The following is an 18,700-nucleotide window of genomic DNA, read 5'->3' as shown; positions in this document are numbered from 1 at the left end:
GTCAGGCCTCCTGCTTCTTCAGCATGGCCAGGCTCAGGCCGATAAACACGGCAAAGAAGCTGAGCAGGATCAGGCACTGCGGCCACAGCTCGCGCAGGCCCAGCGCCTTGGTGAAGGTGCCGACCGCGATGTCGAGGAAATACCCCGCCGGGAACAACTGGCCCATTACTGCCGCCGCGCCGTCCAGCGACGAGCGCGGCACGATCAGGCCGGAAAACTGGATGGTCGGCAGGCTGGTGATGATCATGGTGCCCAGAATGGCCGCGATCTGCGTGCGGGTGAAGGCCGAGATCAGCAGGCCCAGGCTGGTGGTTGCCAGCAGGTAGGCCACGCCGCCACAGGCCAGGGCCAGCATGCTGCCCTTGAGCGGTACGGCGAACAGCCATCGGTTCATTGCAACCAGCAGGGCCAGGTTGACCAGGCTTACGGCCAGGTAGGGCAATTGCTTGCCCAGCAGGAATTCCAGGCGGGTGAGGGGTGTGGCGTAGAAATTGGTGATGGAGCCGAGTTCTTTCTCGCGGACGATGCCGAGCGCCGTGAGCATGGCGGGTATGAAGGCCAGGATCAGCGCCATCACACCGGGGCCGATGGCGTTCACGCTGACCACGTCCTGGTTGTAGCGCAAGCGTGTTTCCAGGCGCACCGGGGCCTGGCGTGGCTGAGGCTGTGGGCTGGCGGTGGCCAATTGCTCAAGGTTGGCCTGGTGCACGGCTTCGACGTAGTTGCGGCTGGTTTCGGCGCGGAACGGCATGCCGCCATCGAGCCAGGCTGCCACCACCGGTTGGCGCCCGGCGTACAGGTCGCGGCCAAAGCCGGGCGGGATCTCCAGGGCCAGCTTGATTTCCGAACGCTGCAGCCTCTGGTGCATGTCGCGGCTGTCGCGGATAGCCGGCTGCTCTGCAAAATAGCGCGAGCCGCGGAAGGCTTCGAGGTAGGCCCGGCTTTGCGGGCTCTGGTCCTGATCGTGTACGGCGAACGCGAGGTTTTCCACATCCAGTGAAATGCCGTAGCCGAAAATCACCATCATGAACAGTGCACCCAGCAGGGCAAAGGCCAGCCGCACCTTGTCGCGCAGCAACTCCTTGCCCTCGCGGCTGGCCACCGCCAGCAGCCGGCGCAAGCTGAAGCCCCGGCGCAGGGGGGGCGCGGCCGTGGCAGCCTGCTCCAGCACGGTATTGCCGGTGGCTTGTGGCGCGAGGTCCTGGGCTTGTTCCAGGCAGCGCACGAACGCGTTTTCCAGGGTGCTGCCCTGGTACTGGCGTTGCAGGGCGTCAGGCGTGTCGCAGGCCAGTACCCGGCCGGCGTGCATCAGCGAAATGCGGTCACAGCGCTGGGCCTCGTTCATGAAGTGTGTGGAGAGGAAGATGGTCACGCCCTGTTCGCGCGACAGCTCGACCAGCAGGCGCCAGAAGTCATCTCGGGCAGCCGGGTCGACGCCGGAGGTTGGCTCATCGAGGATCAGCACTTCAGGCCGGTGCAGCACCGCGACCGCCAGTGAAAGACGCTGGCGCAGGCCAAGGGGCAGGGCAGCGGACGGTTGCTCGGCGATGCCGCCGAGGTCGAAGCGTTCGATCAGCTCATCGATGCGCTGGGCGCTCTCTGCCTTGGGCAGGTCGAACAGGCGGGCATGCAAGGCCAGGTTCTGCCGGGTGCTGAGTTCGCCATACAGCGAGAAGCTCTGCGACATGAAACCGACCCGCTTGCGCGTGGCCAGGTCACTGGCGTCCACCGGGCGGCCCAGCAGGCTGGCGCTACCCTCGCTGGCCGGCATCAGGCCGGTGAGCACTTTCATGGTGGTGGTCTTGCCGCAGCCGTTGGACCCCAGGAAGCCGAAGATCTCCCCGCGGCCGATGGCGAAGCTGACCTTGTTCACCGCAGTGAAGTCGCCAAAGCGCAGGGTCAGGTCGTGGGCCTCGATGGCGATCGGGCCATCGGTGGCCGGGCGCGGCGGGATGACCAGCGGCGGGTGTAGCGCCTTGCCCGCGCCCTGGTAGTGGGTGAAGGCGTCGTCGAGCTTGCCGCTGGGGGTGACCGCGGCAAGTTCGTGGCTGGGGCCTGCGGCCAGCAGGCGGCCGCCATCGAGCATCAGGCAATGTTCGAACTGCTGCGCTTCTTCCATGTAGGCGGTAGCCACCAGCAAGGTCAGCTGCGGGCGCTGCGCGCGCACCTGTTCCACCAGTTCCCAGAATCGCCGCCGCGACAGCGGGTCGACGCCGGTGGTGGGCTCGTCGAGGATCAGCAGGTCCGGCTCGTGGATCAGCGCGCAGCACAGGCCCAGCTTCTGCTTCATGCCGCCCGACAGCTTGCCGGCCGGGCGCTCGGCAAAGCGCAGCAGGTCGGTGGCTTGCAGCAGGTTGGCCATGCGCTGCTCGCACTCGCTGCGGCCCAGGCCGAACAGGGTAGCGAAAAAGCGGATGTTCTCGCTGATCGACAGTTCCGGGTACAGGTTGTTGCCCAGCCCTTGCGGCATGAACGCGACTTTCGGGTACAGCGCCGCGCGGTGGCGCCGCTGGCGGATCGAGCCACCCAGCACTTGCAGTTCGCCGGCTTGCAGGCGTTTTACCCCGGCGATCAACCCCAGCAGGGTCGATTTGCCTGCCCCGTCCGGGCCGATCAGCGCGCAGCGGGTGCCTGCAGGCAGGCCGAAGCCGAGGGTATGCAGGGCGACCTGGTCGCCGTACTGGTGGCGGATGCCCTCGGCCAGCAGTGCCGGGGCGCTCATTGCAGGTTAGCCGGCCAGTCCACCTCGGCCGTGCGTACATAGCCGGCCCCCGGCATGCCCGGCTTGGCCTGCGGTACGGCACCGGGGTCGCTCAGCCGCAGCTTCACCCGAAACACCAGCTTCTGCCGCTCGTCGCGGGTTTCCACCTGCTTCGGGGTGAATTGTGCCTTGGCCGCGACAAATGCCACCTTGGCCGGCAGGGCGCGCTCTGGCAGGGCATCGAGCACAATCCGCGCCTGGTCGCCGACGGTCAGCTGGCCGCTGGTGGAGGCGGGCAGATAGAGGTTCATGTACTGGTCGCTCGGGTCGATCAGCATCAGCACACGACCCCCGGCACCGAGTACCTCGCCGGGTTCGGCCAGGCGCAGTTGAATGATGCCGTTGATTGGCGCGCGCAGGCTGCTGTCGTCGATTTCGCTGGTCAGCTGGGCGACCTGGGCTTCGGCGGCGCCGATGGCCGCCTTGATCGCGGCCAGTTGGGCGCGGGCAGCGACCACGCCAGCGTTGGCCGTATCGAAGCGCGCCTGCTGCTGGTCGAGCAGTTGCTGGCTGGCGTATTTGCGTTGGAAGATTTCGCGCACGCGCTTGAGCTCTTGGCTGGCCAGCAGCAATTCACTTTGCCGCAGTTGCACGCTGGCCTGGGCGGCGGCGTAGTTTTCCCGGGCGCGGAGCACTTCGGCTTCGGCCTGGGTGCGTTGGGCCTCCATGGTGCGGGTGTCGATACGGGCAAGTAGCTGGCCGCAGGTTACGCTATCGCCCTCATCGACCAGTACTTCGGCCAGGCGGCCGGGGATTTTACTGGCGATCTGCACCTCGGTGGCTTCGAGGCGGCCGTTGCCCATGCTCAGGCCTTCGGGCAGCTGGTCGTGGAGCGACTTCCAGTACCCCAGCCCTCCGGCTGCCACGAGCAGGGCGAGCAGCGCGGTGGCGAAGATTCGGGGGGCGTATCGGCTCATCGTTGTGCATCCTTGCGCATGTCCACAGGGGATCATGGACTGCGGGCATGGATGGCGTATTGATGTCGGTCAAGGCGGTGAGTGCGGGTGATGCTCGGCTTGTCGGCGATCAGCCCCGGCACGGCTCCAACGACCCTGGCCCCGATTTCACCGCAACGCGACGACCACCGCCCACTGTTCGGCCGTTACCGGCATCACCGACAGCCGGCTGCCCTTTTGCACCAGCGGCAATTCCGCCAGGCCAGCCTGCTGTTTCAGCCAGCCCAGCTCCAGCACCCGCGGGAACGTTTGCACATGGGCCACATCCACCGCGCTCCACGGGTTCTTGTCGGGGGTGGCCTTGGCATCGTGATAGTGGCTCTGCGGGTCCAGGGCTGTCGGGTCCGGGTAAGCAGCGCGAGTGATTCTGGCAATACCGGCGATCCCGGGCTGTGGGCAACTGGAGTGATAGAAGAAAAACTCGTCACCAACGCTCATCGCCCGCAGAAAATTGCGTGCCTGGTAGTTGCGCACGCCGTCCCAGCGCGTTTCACCCAGCCGGCCAAGGGCTTCGATAGAGAGCTCGTCGGGCTCGGATTTCATTAGCCAGTAGGCCATGGATGCTGCTCCTGAAAAGGTTTGAAATAACCTGTTGCACGAAACCGACAGCCGGTTGGCGTCAAGGTTTGCGTGTGGGCGCAGGTTGTCGGAAAATGCGCCCCGTTTAAAGCGCGATGCGCCGGCGGTACCCAGAATATCGCCGAGTACAGAACAGTTTGCCTGGGGGGCAATCTTCAATGAATCAACGTAAAAAGCCGGATCTGCTGTGGATCCTGGTGTTCATCTTCGGCCTGGGTGTGGTCACTACCGGTTATGCGCAAGGGTTCTGGGAGCGCAAGCTGGACGACGCCTATCAGATGCCGGTCGACGCCAGCCAGCCACACCGTTGATACCCCCGCTGGCGCCGCTCAACGCGGTGCCAGGTACCAGTCACGGTCCGACACCGTGCCCTGCAGCGGTACGTCCCAGCTGGCCTGCGCCAGCCGTTCGACCTTCTGGCATTCATGCGCCAGCCCCAGCAGCAAAGGTTTCTTCCAGGTCTGGCGACGTGCCTGGTAGGCCAGGCTGCGATCGTAGAAACCACCGCCCATACCCAAGCGACCACCCACTTCGTCGAAGCCGACCAGCGGTAGCAGGATCAGGTCCAGCGCCCAGATCGGGCGCTGGCGCTTGCGGTCGGTAACCGGCTCGGGGATACCAAAGCGGTTGGGCTTCAGCTTCTCGCCATGCTCGAAGCGCTGGAACACCATGCGCGTACGCGGCCAGGCATGCAGCACCGGCAGGTAGGTGCGCTTGCCGCGGCGCTGGGCTTCGCGCATCAGCAGGCAGGGGTCGATTTCGCCGTCGTTGGGCAGGTACAGGGCAATGTGCCGGGCGCGGCGGAACAGCGGGTGCTGCGCCAGTTGGCGGTACAGACCAAGGGTGGCCTGGCGTTGCTGGGCAGGGCTGAGGGCGCGGCGGGCATTGCGGAGCAGGCGACGGAGCTGGGGACGTGTGAGCGGCGCGGTGTCGGTCATGGCACGATCAATCCCGGATGTGCTGGCCGACAGTGTCGGCCAAAACGAATTGCCCGCCGAGGGGGCGGGCAAGGAATTCAGGCTCCCCGATAAGACCGCTATCGGTGTAGCCCTTGAACCCGAAAGTTCAAGGTGGAGATTGCAGGGGGCGTTAAGGCTTTCCGTCGGGCGGACATGCACACCGGCCCCAGCGTGCAACCCCCGTGGTTGTGCGTATCGGCTCAGGGACATAACCGACTGGCGCATCCACCAGGGAGTGGCGCCAGTATACCAATCTCAGCCGATTTTGGTATCCGTGTCGTCGGACAAAGCCTTGTCGACCCGATCCAGCAGGTCGCGCACCTGTTCACGGTTGGTGTTGCTGACCGGCGCATCGGCCCGGTCTTCCTGGCGGTGGAGCATTTCGTGGGTGATGTTCAAGGCGGCCATCACCGCAATGCGGTCAGCGCCAATCACCTTGCCGCTGCTGCGGATTTCGCGCATCTTGCCGTCCAGGTAGCGCGCGGCGCTGACCAGGTTGTTGCGCTCTTCCGGCGGGCAGATGATCGAGTATTCCTTGTCGAGGATCTGCACGGTGACGCTATTGCTTGAACTCATGAGTCTTGCTCCAGAGCCTTGAGGCGTAAAATCATCGACTCGACTTTGCGCTTGGCGATCTCGTTCTTTTCGATGAGGTGGGCGCGCTCTTCGCGCCAGGATTTTTCCTGAGCTACTAGGAGTGCATTTTGCCGTTTTAGTTGCTCGACGCGCTCGATCAGCAACTCGAATCGGCTCATCAGTGCCTGCAGGTCGTTCTCTTGCGTAGGTTGCACTCGATTCGCTCCGTCGTTCAGTCACCTGGCGATGATGCCTCTCCCTGGGCGGCGACGGCCAGTGCCGATGGTCTTGGCGCGCCTGCCGGTGCTAGGATACAAGGTCTCCATTCTAGTCATTGCGCCGTCTGGCGCCTAGCAGACCATGCCCAATACCCAATCGCCCTACATCGCCTTCGCCATGCTGCTTTCCAGCAATGGCCACCCTGTCACCCCTGCCGAACTGCACGGCCTGCTGATCGGCCGCAGCTGCGCCGGTGCCGGCTTCGATGCCGATGCCTGGCTGGCCGATGCTGCCCAGCTGCTGGAAAACGAACCCGGTGACGCCGTGCGCAACGCCCTCATCGGCCTGCAGGAAATGGTCAAGGGCGAGCTGACCAGCGACGACATGGCGATCGTCCTGCTGCTGCCTACCGATGACGCCGCACTGACCGACCGCGCCACCGCGCTGGGCCAGTGGTGCCAGGGCTTCATTACCGGTTTCGGCCTGAACGCCGGCGGCAAGGACTTGTCCGACGAGGCCAAGGACGTGCTGCAGGACCTGGTGGCCATTTCCCAGGTGCAGGAAGCCCTCGAAGAATCCGAAGACGGCGAGAGCGACTACATGGAGGTCATGGAATACCTGCGCGTGGCGCCCCTGCTGCTGTTCTCCGAGCTGGCCAAGCCGGCCGCACCCGCGCCCAAGCCATCGCTGCACTGATCAACCGGGGGTAGTCTGCCCATGAGCCACATTCCCAAGGCCGAGTATGCCCGTCGGCGCAAGGCGCTGATGGCGCAGATGGTCCCCAACAGTATTGCCATCCTGCCCGCCGCCGCCGTTGCCATCCGCAACCGCGACGTCGAGCATGTGTACCGCCAGGACAGCGATTTCCAGTACCTCAGCGGCTTCCCGGAGCCGGAGGCGGTGATTGCGCTGATCCCCGGGCGCGAACACGGCGAATACGTGCTGTTCTGCCGTGAACGCAACCCTGAGCGCGAGCTGTGGGACGGCCTGCGGGCCGGCCAGGAAGGCGCGGTGCGCGATTTTGGCGCCGACGATGCCTTCCCCATCACCGATATCGACGAAATCCTGCCGGGCCTGATCGAAGGCCGCGAGCGGGTCTACAGCGCGATGGGCAGCAACCCCGAGTTCGACCGTCGGCTGATGGACTGGATCAATGTGATCCGCTCCAAAGCGCGTCTGGGCGCGCAGCCGCCGAACGAATTCGTTGCGCTGAATCACCTGCTGCACGACATGCGCCTGTATAAATCGGCGGCGGAAGTGAAGGTGATGCGCGCAGCTGCAGATATTTCTGCGCGTGCCCATGTGCGGGCCATGCAGGCCTGCCGTGCCGGGCTGCACGAGTACAGCCTCGAAGCCGAGCTGGACTACGAGTTCCGCAAGGGCGGGGCGAAGATGCCGGCCTACGGCTCGATCGTCGCGGCCGGGCGCAATGGCTGCATCCTGCATTACCAGCAGAACGACGCCCTGCTCAAGGACGGTGACCTGGTGCTGATCGACGCTGGCTGCGAAATCGATTGTTATGCCAGTGACATCACCCGCACCTTCCCGGTCAGCGGGCGGTTTTCGCCAGAGCAGAAGGCCATCTACGAGCTGGTACTCAAGGCGCAGGCGGCGGCGTTTGCCGAGATTGCCCCTGGCAAGCACTGGAACCACGCCCACGAGGCGACCGTGCAGGTCATCACCGAGGGCCTGGTTGAACTGGGCCTGCTTGAAGGCGAGGTGCAGGCGCTGATCGACAGCGAGGCCTATCGCGCCTTCTACATGCACCGCGCCGGGCACTGGCTGGGCATGGATGTGCATGACGTTGGCGAGTACAAGGTGGGCGGCGAGTGGCGGGTGCTGGAACCCGGCATGGCGCTGACCGTCGAACCGGGCATTTACATAGGTGCCGATAATCAGGCCGTGGCCAAAAAGTGGCGTGGCATTGGTGTAAGGATCGAGGACGACGTGGTAGTCACCAGGCAAGGTTGTGAAATCCTCACCTCGGGCGTGCCGCGCACGGTCGCGGAGATCGAGGCGCTGATGCTGGCTGCCCGCAAGGACGCCGCATGAATCGAGTGAACCTGGCGATCATCGGCGGTGGCCTGGTGGGCGCAAGCCTGGCCTTGGCCCTGCAGGCCGGGGCCAAGGCACGTGGCTGGAAAATCATGCTGATCGAGCCGTTCGCTCCCGGCGACAGCTTCCAGCCCAGCTACGATGCGCGCTCTTCGGCGCTGTCGTACGGCACCCAGCAGATCTATCAGCAACTCGGCCTGTGGCAGGCCATCGGCCGCCGCGCCGAGCCGATCCGGCAGATTCATGTTTCCGACCGTGGACGCTTTGGCGCCACCCGCCTGGATGCACTGGAAGAAGGCGTGCCGGCGTTGGGCTACGTGGTGGAAAACGCCTGGCTCGGCCAGTGCCTGTGGCAAGGGTTGGACAGCGACGTGGTGAGCTGGCGCTGCCCGGCGGAAGTGACGTCGATGCAGGCCATCGAAGGCGGCTACCGCCTTGTGCTCAACGATGAAACCCAGCTGGAGTGCGACCTGGCGGTACTGGCCGACGGTGGCCGCTCTGGCCTGCGCGAGCAACTGGGGATTCACGTGCGCCATACGCCTTACCAGCAAAGTGCGTTGATCGCCAACATCACCCCGGGCGAGGCCCATGGCGGCCAGGCCTTTGAACGGTTTACCGAAGAAGGCCCGATGGCCTTGCTGCCGCTGCCGGACAACCGCTGTGCACTGGTCTGGACCCGGCAGGGCATGGACGCGCGGCGTCTGGCCGACATCGACGAACGCAGCTTCCTGCGCGAGCTGCAGGGTGTGTTCGGCTACCGCCTGGGTGCCTTGCGCCAGGTAGGCGCGCGGCACCTTTATCCACTGTCATTGATCGAGGCCCAAGAGCAGGTGCGCCCGCACCTGGTGGTGCTGGGCAACGCCGCGCACAGCCTGCACCCCATCGCCGGCCAGGGTTTCAACCTGTCGCTGCGTGACGTGCAGTCGCTGGCCGACGCGCTGCTGGCTGGCCCGCAGCAACCCGGCGACCTGGCCACGCTGCAGGCCTATCGCCAACGCCAGCGTACGGACCAGGCCTTGACCATCGGTTTTTCCGACCAGGTCACCCGGCTGTTCGGCAGCAACCAGCCACTGCTGGCCGCCGGGCGCAACCTCGGCCTGCTTGGCCTGGATCTGCTGCCGCCGGCCAAAAGCTGGTTTGCCCGCCAGGCCATGGGCCTGGGCACCCGCCCCGATCCGCGGGGCCAGGCATGAGCAACCCCCGCAGGCTGGCGCGCCGGGCACGCATGTTGCGCTGGCTGTTGAACCTTTACCCGCCGTACCTCGGTGCCGGCATCCGTATCCAGCACATCAGCCCGGACCTGCGCAGCGTAAAGGTGTGCATGAAGCTGACCCGCTGGAACCGCAACTACGTCGGTACCCAGTTTGGTGGCAGCCTGTATTCGATGGTCGACCCGTTCTACATGCTGCTGCTGATCGAGCAACTGGGGCGCGACTACATTGTCTGGGACAAAGCCGCCAGCATCGACTTCATTTCGCCGGGCAAAGGCCCGGTATATGCCGAATTCCACGTCGATGACGCGCTGCTGGACGACATTCGCCAGCAGGCCGCCACCGGCAAGAAGTGCCTGCCGCGTTTGCAGGTTGATATCCGCGATGGCGCCGGTGAGCTGGTGGCGCGGGTCGATAAAACCCTATACGTGCGGCTGAAGCCGCAAGCGAGGCTGGCGTAAGGCATGGAAATGCGCGCAGATCTGTTGATTGTCGGTGCCGGTATGGTCGGCAGCGCTCTGGCCCTGGCATTGCGCCACAGTGGCCTGCAAATCCTGTTGCTCGACGGTGGCCCGCTGACGGTCAAGCCGTTCGATGCCCAGGCCGCGTTCGAGCCACGCGTCAGTGCGTTGTCGGCCGCCAGCCAGCGCATCCTCGAGCGCCTTGGCGCCTGGGAGGGCATTGCCCGGCGGCGTGCCACGCCTTACTCGGACATGCACGTGTGGGATGGCAGTGGCACCGGGCAGATTCACTTTTCGGCCGCCAGCGTGCATGCCCAGGTGCTCGGCCATATCGTCGAGAACCGGGTGGTGCAGGATGGCCTGCTGGAACGCCTGCATGACAGCGACATCGGCTTGCTGGCCAATGCGCGGCTGGAGCAACTGCGCCGCTCCGGTGACGAGTGGCTGCTGACTCTGGCCGATGGCAGGCAACTGCGCGCGCCGTTGGTGATCGCGGCCGACGGCGCCAACTCGGCGGTACGGCGCCTGGCCGGTTGCGAGACCCGCGAGTGGGATTACCTGCACCATGCCATCGTCACCAGTGTGCGTTGCAGCGCCGGGCACCAGGCTACCGCCTGGCAGCGCTTCACCGATGAAGGGCCCCTGGCCTTCCTGCCATTGACCCGCGATGGCCAGCAGGACTGGTGCTCGATTGTCTGGTCGACCACCCCGGAGCACGCCGAGCGACTGATGGCGCTGGATGAAACGGCGTTCCTGCAGGCGCTGGAGCGGGCCTTCGAGGGCCGACTGGGCGATGTACTGCAGGCCGACCCACGGGTGTGCGTGCCGCTGCGACAGCGTCACGCCAAGCGCTATGTGCAAGAAGGTCTGGCCTTGATCGGTGATGCTGCGCACACCATTCACCCGCTGGCGGGGCAGGGCGTGAACCTGGGCTTTCTGGATGCGGCGGTGCTGGCCGAGGTACTGGTCAATGCCTGCGAGCGTGGCGAGCGGTTGGCGGATGTGAAGGTGCTGAGCCGCTACGAGCGCCGGCGCATGCCGCACAACCTGGCGTTGATGGCGGCGATGGAGGGCTTCGAGCGGTTGTTCCAGGCCAATCCGTTGCCGCTGCGCTGGTTGCGTAACAGCGGGTTGAAACTGGTAGAGCAGATGCCGGAGGCCAAGGCACTGTTTGTGCGTCAGGCGTTGGGGCTCAGTGGTGACCTGCCAGATCTGGCAAAGGCCTGAAGGCCGCCGACAATGCCTTGTTGGAGCAGCCTTGTGCTGCCAAGAGGCTCGGTAGCCTAGCCGAACATCTGGATCAGGCTGCTGGCCCTTTCGCAGCACAAGGCGGCTCCTACAAAGGCAATGTGCGGCTTCTGCAACATCCGGTAACTGCGCGGAGGGTGAGCTGGAAAATGGGATTCACTACCATTTGCGCCTCTCATACGATCCGAGGAGTGCTTTCCATGTTGCCACGCAAGCCCCTACTGGCCGCCCTGGCCCTGACCCTGTTCGGCGGCACTGCCCAGGCAGCAGACGAAGTGGTGGTGTACTCCTCGCGCATCGACGAGCTGATCAAGCCGGTCTTCGATGCCTATACCGCCAAGACCGGGGTGAAGATCAAGTTCATCACCGACAAGGAAGCACCGTTGATGCAGCGCATCAAGGCCGAGGGCGATAACGGCGTGGCCGACCTGCTGCTGACCGTGGATGCCGGCAACCTCTGGCAAGCCGAGCAGATGGGCATCCTGCAGCCGATCAAGTCCGACATCATCGACCAGAACATCCCGCCCCAGTACCGCGCCTCGTCCCATGAATGGACCGGCCTTAGCCTGCGGGCGCGCACCATCATCTACGCCACCGAGCGGGTCAAGCCGCAGGAGCTGAGCACTTACGAGGCCCTGGCCGACAAGCAATGGGAAGGCCGCCTGTGCCTGCGTACAGCGAAGAAGGTGTACAACCAGTCGCTGACCGGCACCCTGATCGAAACCCATGGCGAGGCCAAGACCGAGCAGATCGTCAAAGGCTGGGTCAACAACCTGTCCACCGATGTGTTCTCCGACGACAACGCCGTGATCCAGGCGGTCGCGGCTGGCCAATGCGACGTGGGCGTGGTCAACACCTATTACTACGGCCGCCTGCACAAGCAGAACCCGCAGCTGCCGGTGAAGATCTTCTGGCCCAACCAGGGTGACCGTGGCGTGCACGTGAACCTGTCGGGCATCGGCCTGACCAAGCACGCACCACACCCGGAAGCGGCGAAAAAACTGGTGGAATGGATGACTGGCGAGGAGGCGCAGAAGCTGTTTGCCGACATCAACCAGGAGTTCCCGGCCAACCCTAAGGTCAAGCCTTCGGAGGAAGTCGCGGCGTGGGGCAGCTTCAAGGCTGACAGCATTCCTGTGGAAATTGCCGGCAAGCGCCAGGCTGAGGCCATCCGCCTGATGGATCGGGCTGGCTACAACTAAGCGCCAAGGCTTATCCTTCCGGGGCCTGCAAGGGCCCTTTCGCGGCGGTTCATCGGAACGCCGAACCGCCGCGAACGACCGCGCAGCGGTCGCCATCGCCATCGAGAACCACGCCTTGCCTCACACCCCCCAACGCCGCTGGTACCTCCCGGTCTCACTGATCGCGGCCCTGGTACTCCTGCCCCTCAGCGTCCTGCTGCTGTCCTGGCAATCGATCGACCTGCAGATCTGGTCGCACCTGCTCGACACCCAGATGAGCCGCCTGCTCGGCAATACCCTGACCCTGGTGGTGGGGGTCGGCATCGGCGTCACCGTGCTGGGCGTGAGCCTGGCATGGCTCACCAGCCTCTGCGAGTTCCCCGGCAGGCGCTGGCTGGACTGGGCACTGATGCTGCCATTCGCCATCCCGGCCTACGTGCTGGCATTCGTCTTCGTCGGCCTGCTGGACTTCGCCGGCCCGGTGCAAACCGCCCTGCGCGAGGTATTCGGGCCGATGCGCCTGCCACGCGTGCGCTCCACCGGCGGGGTGATCATCGTGCTGGTGCTGGTGTTCTACCCCTATGTCTACCTGCTGGCACGCACGGCGTTCCTGGCCCAGGGCAAGGGCCTGATGGAAGCGGCCCGCGTACTCGGCTTGTCCCCCCTGCAGGCGTTCTGGCGCGTGGCCCTGCCCATGGCGCGGCCGGCAATCGGTGCCGGTATTGCCCTGGCCCTGATGGAAACCCTGGCTGACTTCGGTGCGGTGGCGGTGTTCAACTTCGACACTTTCACCACCGCCATCTACAAGACCTGGTACGGCTTCTTCAGCCTTTCCAGCGCGGCGCAGCTGGCCAGCCTGCTGTTGCTGGCGGTGATGCTGGTGCTGTACGGCGAGCGCCGGGCACGGGGCGCCAGCCGCAGCGGCAACGAACGCCCGCGGGCGCAGGCGCTGTATCACCTGCGTGGGGTCAAGGCGTTGCTGGCCAGCGGCTGGTGCCTGCTGGTGTTTGCCTGCGCCTTCGTCATCCCGCTGCTGCAGCTGCTGGCGTGGTTCTGGCAGCGCGGCAGGCATGACCTGGACGAGCGCTATGTCGGCCTGGTACTGCACACCCTGTACCTGGGCGGCATGGCGGCGCTGGTGACGGTGTGCGTGGCATTGCTGCTGGCGTTTGCCCGGCGCCAGGCGCCGACAGGCGGTATCCGCGCCGGGGTCGGGCTGGCCAACCTGGGCTATGCCTTGCCAGGTTCGGTGCTGGCGGTGGCGATCATGCTGGCCTTCAGTTACCTCGACAACCACCTGGTCATCCCGCTGTCGACCTGGCTGGGCGGGGCGGGCAAGCCGCTGCTGCTCGGCAGCCTGTCGGCGTTGCTGCTGGCTTATCTGGTGCGCTTCATCGCGGTGGCCTACGGGCCGCTGGAAAGCAGTCTGGAGCGCATTCGCCCGTCATTGCCCGAGGCCTCGCGCAGCCTGGGCGTAGGTGGCGCAAGATTGTTTTTCAAGGTGTATCTGCCGTTGCTGGTACCGGGTGCGCTGAGCGCGGCCCTGCTGGTGTTCGTCGATGTGCTCAAGGAAATGCCGGCCACCTTGCTGATGCGTCCGTTCGGCTGGGATACCCTCGCGGTGCGCGTGTTCGAGATGACCAGCGAAGGCGAGTGGGCGCGGGCCTCGTTGCCGGCGCTGACCCTGATAGTTGTGGGCTTGCTGCCGGTTATCGGCCTGATCCGCCGTTCGGCACGACGACCCGGTCACAGTCAGTGAGGATGCCAGTTCGCGACCTTGCGGCTACAATGCGCGGCATTCGCGCGGCGGGTCCTACAAGAAGAGCTGACGACCAAACGTCATCGACCGCCGCCGCTTCGCCACGCCCGGAAGGAGAAACCCATGGGACAGCGCACGCTTTTGTATGACCTGCACCTGGCGCTAGGTGCCAAGACGGTCGATTTCGGTGGCTGGGACATGCCCCTGCACTATGGCTCGCAGGTGGAAGAGCACCATCAGGTGCGTAGCGACTGTGGGGTTTTCGATGTTTCCCACATGACGGTGATCGATGTCGATGGCGCTGACGCCACTGTCTGGCTGCAGCATCTGCTGGCCAACGATGTCGCCCGGCTCGAAGGGGTTGGCAAGGCGATGTACAGCCCGCTGCTTAACGAGCAGGGCTGCGTCATCGATGATCTGATCGTCTACCGCACGGCAAACGGCTATCGCCTGGTTACCAACGCCGCCACCCGGGCCAAGGTGCTCGATTGGCTTGAGCTTCAGCAGGCCGACCATTCCGTGAGCTTCAAGGCACGCCCCGACCTGGCCATTCTCGCAATCCAGGGGCCGCACGCCCGCGAAAAAGTCGCAGCTTTGCTCAGTGCCTCGCGCGCCGCTCTGGTGCGTGAGCTGCGCCCGTTCGAAGGCGTAGCGGAAGGTGACTGGTTCATTGCCCGCACCGGGTACACCGGTGAAGACGGCCTTGAGATCATCTTCCCGGGTGATCAGGCCGTGGCTTTCTTCAACGATCTGGTCGGTGCCGGGATTGCTCCAAGCGGGCTAGGCGCCCGCGATACCCTGCGCCTGGAAGCCGGCATGAACCTGTACGGCCAGGATATCGACGAAGCCCACACCCCGCTCACCTCCAACCTGGGCTGGTCGATCGCCTGGGAGCCAGCCGACCGCGACTTCATCGGCCGCACCGGCCTGTTGGCGGAAATCGAGCACGGCGTGCAGGAAAAACTGGTTGGCCTGGTGCTTGAAGAGCGTGGTGTATTACGTGCCCACCAGGTGGTACGAGTAGCCGGCATTGGCGAAGGGGAGATCACCAGTGGTAGTTTCTCACCTACGCTGAGCAAGTCCATTGCTCTTGCGCGCGTACCCATGGCTACCGGTGACCGGGCCGAGGTGGAAATCCGCGGCAAGTGGTACCCGGTGCGGGTGGTGAAACCAACCTTCGTGCGCCACGGCAAGATCCTGATCTGAACAATTTTTAACGGCGGGCCTACCGCTGAGCCAATCGAGGAATTCAAGACATGAGCAATATCCCCGCCGACCTGCGTTTTGCCGAAAGCCATGAATGGGCCCGCCTGGAAGCCGACGGCACGGTGACCGTGGGCATCAGCGACCACGCCCAGCAAGCCCTGGGTGATGTGGTGTTTGTCGAACTGGCCGAAGTCGGCAAGGTGTTTGACGCTGGCGACGCTGCCGGTGTGGTCGAGTCGGTGAAGGCCGCTTCGGATATCTACGCGCCGATCGGTGGCGAAGTGATTGCGGTGAACGAAGAGCTGGCCGATAGCCCGGAGCAGCTGAACGAAGAACCTTACGGCGCGTGGATCTTCAAGCTGAAGCCTACTGACAAGGCCGAGCTGGACAAACTGCTGGATGCTGCGGGCTACAAGGCGGCCATCGGCGAGTAATACCGCGTCGCCTGCTTCGCGGCTAAAGCCGCTCCTACACAGATACAGCGCTGCACCCGAAACCGGTGCAGCCCCCTGTAGGAGCGGCTTTAGCCGCGAAGAGGCCGGGCCTGTAAACAAGTTTCCCCGCAGAATCGGCAATCCCTTCCTAGACTTGTAAGTCTCCATGAGACCTGGTCCAGGAAGAGAGCGTCGTCATGTCCCAGTCGCCGTCCCTGCGTCAACTGCAAGAACTCAACCCTTTCCTGCGTCGCCACCTGGGCCCCGATGCCGCGGAGCAGCAGGCCATGCTCGATGCGCTGGGCATTACCAGTCGCAGTGAGCTGATCGAGCAGACCGTACCGCCCGATATTCGCCTCAATCGCCCTCTCGACCTGCCGCCGGCGCTGGACGAGCAAGCCGCCCTGGCCAAACTCGCCGGTTACGCAGAGCAGAACCAGGTCTGGACCAGTCTGATCGGCATGGGCTACCACGGCACCATCACCCCAACCGTGATCCTGCGCAACGTGCTGGAGAACCCGGGCTGGTACACCGCCTACACCCCCTATCAACCCGAGATCGCCCAAGGCCGGCTCGAGGCGCTGCTGAACTTCCAGCAAATGGTCATCGACCTCACCGGGCTGGCCCTGGCCAATGCCTCTCTGCTCGACGAAGCCACCGCCGCCGCCGAAGCCATGGCCCTGGCCAAACGGGTGGCGCGCAACAAGAGCAATGCCTTCTTCGCCGACCAGCACTGCCATCCACAGACCTTGTCGGTACTGAAGACCCGTGCCGAGGGTTTTGGCTTCGAGCTGATCGTCGATTCTGTGGATAACCTTGGCAAACACGCGGTATTCGGCGCTTTGCTGCAGTATCCCGATACCCACGGCGAAGTGCGCGACCTGCGCCCGCTGATCGACCGGTTGCACGGCCAGCAGGCCCTGGCCTGCGTCGCTGCCGACCTGCTCAGCCTGGTGGTACTGGCGCCGCCTGGGGAGCTGGGCGCGGATGTGGTACTGGGGTCGACCCAGCGCTTCGGCGTGCCGATGGGCTACGGCGGCCCCCATGCTGCCTATTTCGCCTGCCGCGACGACTACAAGCGGGCCATGCCCGGGCGCATCATCGGCGTGTCCCGCGATGCGCGGGGCAACACCGCGCTGCGCATGGCTTTGCAAACGCGTGAGCAGCATATCCGCCGCGAGAAGGCCAACTCCAATATCTGCACGGCCCAGGTGCTGCTGGCCAATATCGCCGGTTTCTATGCGGTGTACCACGGGCCGCAAGGCCTGCAGCGTATTGCCCAGCGGGTGCATCGGCTGACCTTGATCCTGGCCGCAGGCCTTGAGGCCAAGGGCATCCAGCGCCTCAACCAGCACTTCTTCGACACCCTTACCGTGGATGTGGGTGGCGCGCAGGCCGCCATCATCGAAAGCGCCGAAGCGGCGCACATCAATCTGCGCATCCTTGGTCGCGGGCACCTGGGTGTCAGCCTGGACGAAACGTGCAACGAGCAGACGGTGCTGCGCCTGCTGGACATCTTCCTGGGTGTCGACCACGGCCTGGACATTGCGGCACTCGACCAGCTGGCACTGCCCGAGGGCATCCCGGCCAACCTGGTGCGGCGCACGCCATTGCTCGCCCACCCGGTGTTCAACCTGCATCACAGCGAAACCGAGATGCTGCGCTACCTCAAGCAGCTGGAAAACAAGGACCTGGCCCTGAACCAGTCGATGATCCCGCTGGGGTCGTGCACCATGAAACTCAACGCCACCAGCGAGATGATCCCCATTACCTGGCCGGGTTTCGCCCAACTGCACCCGTTTGCCCCGGCGGCCCAGGCTACGGGTTACAAGGCGATGATCGACGAGCTGGAAAGCTGGCTGTGTACGATCACCGGTTTCGACGCCATCTGCATGCAGCCCAACTCGGGCGCCCAGGGTGAGTACGCCGGCCTGATGGCCATCACCCGCTACCACCGCAGCCGCCACCAGCCGCAACGAACCCTGTGCCTGATCCCGTCCTCGGCCCACGGTACCAACCCGGCTTCGGCGCAAATGGCCGGTATGGAGGTGGTGATCGTCGATTGCGACAACGATGGCAACGTCGACCTGGCCGACCTGAAGGCCAAGGCCCATGCGGCTGGCGAGCGCTTGTCATGCCTGATGATCACCTATCCGTCGACCCACGGCGTGTACGAAGAGGGCATTCGCGAAATCTGCGAGGTGGTGCATCAGCACGGCGGGCAGGTGTACATGGACGGCGCCAACCTCAATGCCCAGGTGGGCCTGGCGCGGCCGGCAGACATCGGTGCCGACGTTTCGCACATGAACCTGCACAAGACCTTCTGCATCCCCCACGGCGGTGGCGGCCCGGGCATGGGGCCAATCGGCATCCGTGCGCACCTAACGCCATTTGTCGCCAGCCACCCGGTGGTACCGGTGCCGGGCCTGGACCCCAACAACAGCGCGGTCAGCGCCGCACCCTGGGGCAGCGCCAGCATTCTGCCGATCAGCTGGATGTACATTGCCATGATGGGGCCACAGCTGGCCGATGCCAGCGAAGTGGCGATTCTCTCGGCCAACTACCTGGCCAGCCAGCTGGGTGGCGCCTTCCCGGTGCTCTATCGCGGGCGCAACCAGCGGGTGGCGCATGAGTGCATCCTCGACCTGCGGCCGTTGAAGGCCTTGACCGGCATCAGCGAGGAGGACGTGGCCAAGCGCCTGATGGACTATGGTTTCCACGCGCCGACCATGTCATTCCCGGTACCGGGCACGCTGATGGTGGAGCCGACCGAGAGTGAATCGAAGGCCGAGCTGGACCGGTTCGTCGAGGCGATGCTGGCGATTCGGGCGGAAATTGCTGAGGTGCAGGAGGGCAACTGGCCAGCGGAGAACAACCCGCTCAAGCATGCGCCGCATACCTTGGCCGATGTGCTGGGGGCGTGGGAAAGGCCGTATAGCCTGGAGCAGGCGGTGGCGCCCAGTGCTCATGTGCGTCAGCACAAGTACTGGCCGGCGGTGAACCGGGTCGACAATGTGTATGGGGACAGGAATCTGTTCTGTGCGTGTGTGCCGGTGGAGGCTTATCGCTGAGGATGGTGTGGATTCTTCGCGGGC

Annotated in this window: 17 protein-coding genes and 1 other RNA gene; 11 read left to right on the top strand and 7 right to left on the bottom strand. The window is 64.8% G+C overall.

Annotated elements, in window-relative coordinates; genetic code table 11:
- Window position 1 precedes the first annotated feature (1 nt).
- The 3 genes from rbbA to AC5O5I_RS26990 form a co-directional block, all read right to left on the bottom strand.
- Window positions 2-2,722 carry a ribosome-associated ATPase/putative transporter RbbA gene (gene rbbA / locus AC5O5I_RS27000; RefSeq protein WP_494511829.1) on the bottom strand — a complete coding sequence of 907 codons (2,721 nt, stop codon included), beginning with the start codon at window positions 2,720-2,722 and terminating at the stop codon, window positions 2-4.
- Window positions 2,719-3,678: an HlyD family secretion protein gene (locus AC5O5I_RS26995; protein ID WP_172219513.1), complete on the bottom strand. Its 960-nt coding sequence runs from the start codon at window positions 3,676-3,678 to the stop codon at window positions 2,719-2,721. Before AC5O5I_RS26995 ends, rbbA begins: the two co-directional genes overlap by 4 nt.
- 147 nt (window positions 3,679-3,825) lie before the next feature.
- On the bottom strand, window positions 3,826-4,275 hold the full coding sequence (locus AC5O5I_RS26990) for an EVE domain-containing protein (protein WP_172219511.1): 450 nt from the start codon (window positions 4,273-4,275) through the stop codon (window positions 3,826-3,828).
- Between the two features lie 179 nt (window positions 4,276-4,454).
- Between AC5O5I_RS26990 and AC5O5I_RS26985 the strand changes: the two genes are divergently transcribed.
- A complete protein-coding gene (locus tag AC5O5I_RS26985) occupies window positions 4,455-4,607 on the top strand; it encodes a hypothetical protein (RefSeq protein WP_172219499.1) in 153 nt (50 codons plus the stop codon).
- Between the two features lie 18 nt (window positions 4,608-4,625).
- On the opposite strand, the gene AC5O5I_RS26980 is transcribed toward AC5O5I_RS26985, so the two are convergent.
- The 4 genes from AC5O5I_RS26980 to AC5O5I_RS26965 form a co-directional block, all read right to left on the bottom strand.
- A complete protein-coding gene (locus tag AC5O5I_RS26980; RefSeq protein WP_172287061.1) occupies window positions 4,626-5,234 on the bottom strand; it encodes a 5-formyltetrahydrofolate cyclo-ligase in 609 nt (202 codons plus the stop codon).
- 79 nt (window positions 5,235-5,313) lie between these two features.
- A non-coding RNA gene (ssrS, locus tag AC5O5I_RS26975) (6S RNA) lies at window positions 5,314-5,493 on the bottom strand.
- Between the two features lie 17 nt (window positions 5,494-5,510).
- Window positions 5,511-5,831 carry a cell division protein ZapA gene (locus tag AC5O5I_RS26970; protein ID WP_172219495.1) on the bottom strand — a complete coding sequence of 107 codons (321 nt, stop codon included), beginning with the start codon at window positions 5,829-5,831 and terminating at the stop codon, window positions 5,511-5,513.
- On the bottom strand, window positions 5,828-6,010 hold the full coding sequence (locus AC5O5I_RS26965; RefSeq protein WP_029886233.1) for a TIGR02449 family protein: 183 nt from the start codon (window positions 6,008-6,010) through the stop codon (window positions 5,828-5,830). The genes AC5O5I_RS26970 and AC5O5I_RS26965 overlap by 4 nt, the downstream gene beginning before the upstream one ends.
- 181 nt (window positions 6,011-6,191) lie before the next feature.
- Here AC5O5I_RS26965 and AC5O5I_RS26960 point away from each other — a divergent pair, with 181 nt between their 5' ends.
- The 10 genes from AC5O5I_RS26960 to gcvP all read left to right on the top strand — a co-directional run bounded on the left by AC5O5I_RS26960 (window position 6,192) and on the right by gcvP (window position 18,676).
- A complete protein-coding gene (locus AC5O5I_RS26960) occupies window positions 6,192-6,746 on the top strand; it encodes a YecA/YgfB family protein (protein ID WP_172287062.1) in 555 nt (184 codons plus the stop codon).
- 21 nt (window positions 6,747-6,767) lie between these two features.
- Window positions 6,768-8,102: a Xaa-Pro aminopeptidase gene (gene pepP / locus AC5O5I_RS26955; protein ID WP_172219489.1), complete on the top strand. Its 1,335-nt coding sequence runs from the start codon at window positions 6,768-6,770 to the stop codon at window positions 8,100-8,102.
- A complete protein-coding gene (ubiH, locus tag AC5O5I_RS26950) occupies window positions 8,099-9,298 on the top strand; it encodes a 2-octaprenyl-6-methoxyphenyl hydroxylase (RefSeq protein WP_494511828.1) in 1,200 nt (399 codons plus the stop codon). The genes pepP and ubiH overlap by 4 nt, the downstream gene beginning before the upstream one ends.
- Entirely contained in the window at window positions 9,295-9,777 is a 483-nt protein-coding gene (locus AC5O5I_RS26945; RefSeq protein WP_494511827.1) for a DUF4442 domain-containing protein, read from the top strand. Before ubiH ends, AC5O5I_RS26945 begins: the two co-directional genes overlap by 4 nt.
- Before the next feature lie 9 nt (window positions 9,778-9,786).
- A complete protein-coding gene (locus AC5O5I_RS26940; protein WP_172285298.1) occupies window positions 9,787-11,004 on the top strand; it encodes a 2-octaprenyl-3-methyl-6-methoxy-1,4-benzoquinol hydroxylase in 1,218 nt (405 codons plus the stop codon).
- Window positions 11,005-11,225: 221 nt separating this feature from the next.
- A complete protein-coding gene (locus tag AC5O5I_RS26935) occupies window positions 11,226-12,227 on the top strand; it encodes an extracellular solute-binding protein (protein WP_172219481.1) in 1,002 nt (333 codons plus the stop codon).
- Window positions 12,228-12,342: 115 nt separating this feature from the next.
- Window positions 12,343-13,965, top strand: a complete 1,623-nt coding sequence (locus AC5O5I_RS26930) for an ABC transporter permease (protein WP_172285299.1) — start codon at window positions 12,343-12,345, stop codon at window positions 13,963-13,965.
- A 123-nt stretch (window positions 13,966-14,088) separates the two neighbouring features.
- On the top strand, window positions 14,089-15,171 hold the full coding sequence (gene gcvT / locus AC5O5I_RS26925; protein WP_494511826.1) for a glycine cleavage system aminomethyltransferase GcvT: 1,083 nt from the start codon (window positions 14,089-14,091) through the stop codon (window positions 15,169-15,171).
- A gap of 50 nt (window positions 15,172-15,221) precedes the next feature.
- A complete protein-coding gene (gene gcvH / locus AC5O5I_RS26920) occupies window positions 15,222-15,605 on the top strand; it encodes a glycine cleavage system protein GcvH (RefSeq protein ID WP_494511825.1) in 384 nt (127 codons plus the stop codon).
- 197 nt (window positions 15,606-15,802) lie between these two features.
- Window positions 15,803-18,676: an aminomethyl-transferring glycine dehydrogenase gene (gene gcvP, locus AC5O5I_RS26915; protein ID WP_494511824.1), complete on the top strand. Its 2,874-nt coding sequence runs from the start codon at window positions 15,803-15,805 to the stop codon at window positions 18,674-18,676.
- Window positions 18,677-18,700: the final 24 nt, after the last annotated feature.

This window comes from Pseudomonas sp. 9_2_1, assembly GCF_059295275.1.
This window is presented reverse-complemented; position numbering and strand designations above follow the sequence as displayed.

Bases quoted from the DNA above. Each gene is read 5' to 3' on its own strand.
- rbbA (WP_494511829.1), bottom strand. From the start codon at position 2,722: ATGAGCGCCCCGGCACTGCTGGCCGAGGGCATCCGCCACCAGTACGGC.
- AC5O5I_RS26995 (WP_172219513.1), bottom strand. From the start codon at position 3,678: ATGAGCCGATACGCCCCCCGAATCTTCGCCACCGCGCTGCTCGCCCTG.
- AC5O5I_RS26990 (WP_172219511.1), bottom strand. From the start codon at position 4,275: ATGGCCTACTGGCTAATGAAATCCGAGCCCGACGAGCTCTCTATCGAA.
- AC5O5I_RS26985 (WP_172219499.1), top strand. From the start codon at position 4,455: ATGAATCAACGTAAAAAGCCGGATCTGCTGTGGATCCTGGTGTTCATC.
- AC5O5I_RS26980 (WP_172287061.1), bottom strand. From the start codon at position 5,234: ATGACCGACACCGCGCCGCTCACACGTCCCCAGCTCCGTCGCCTGCTC.
- AC5O5I_RS26970 (WP_172219495.1), bottom strand. From the start codon at position 5,831: ATGAGTTCAAGCAATAGCGTCACCGTGCAGATCCTCGACAAGGAATAC.
- AC5O5I_RS26965 (WP_029886233.1), bottom strand. From the start codon at position 6,010: ATGAGCCGATTCGAGTTGCTGATCGAGCGCGTCGAGCAACTAAAACGG.
- AC5O5I_RS26960 (WP_172287062.1), top strand. From the start codon at position 6,192: ATGCCCAATACCCAATCGCCCTACATCGCCTTCGCCATGCTGCTTTCC.
- pepP (WP_172219489.1), top strand. From the start codon at position 6,768: ATGAGCCACATTCCCAAGGCCGAGTATGCCCGTCGGCGCAAGGCGCTG.
- ubiH (WP_494511828.1), top strand. From the start codon at position 8,099: ATGAATCGAGTGAACCTGGCGATCATCGGCGGTGGCCTGGTGGGCGCA.
- AC5O5I_RS26945 (WP_494511827.1), top strand. From the start codon at position 9,295: ATGAGCAACCCCCGCAGGCTGGCGCGCCGGGCACGCATGTTGCGCTGG.
- AC5O5I_RS26940 (WP_172285298.1), top strand. From the start codon at position 9,787: ATGCGCGCAGATCTGTTGATTGTCGGTGCCGGTATGGTCGGCAGCGCT.
- AC5O5I_RS26935 (WP_172219481.1), top strand. From the start codon at position 11,226: ATGTTGCCACGCAAGCCCCTACTGGCCGCCCTGGCCCTGACCCTGTTC.
- gcvT (WP_494511826.1), top strand. From the start codon at position 14,089: ATGGGACAGCGCACGCTTTTGTATGACCTGCACCTGGCGCTAGGTGCC.
- gcvH (WP_494511825.1), top strand. From the start codon at position 15,222: ATGAGCAATATCCCCGCCGACCTGCGTTTTGCCGAAAGCCATGAATGG.
- gcvP (WP_494511824.1), top strand. From the start codon at position 15,803: ATGTCCCAGTCGCCGTCCCTGCGTCAACTGCAAGAACTCAACCCTTTC.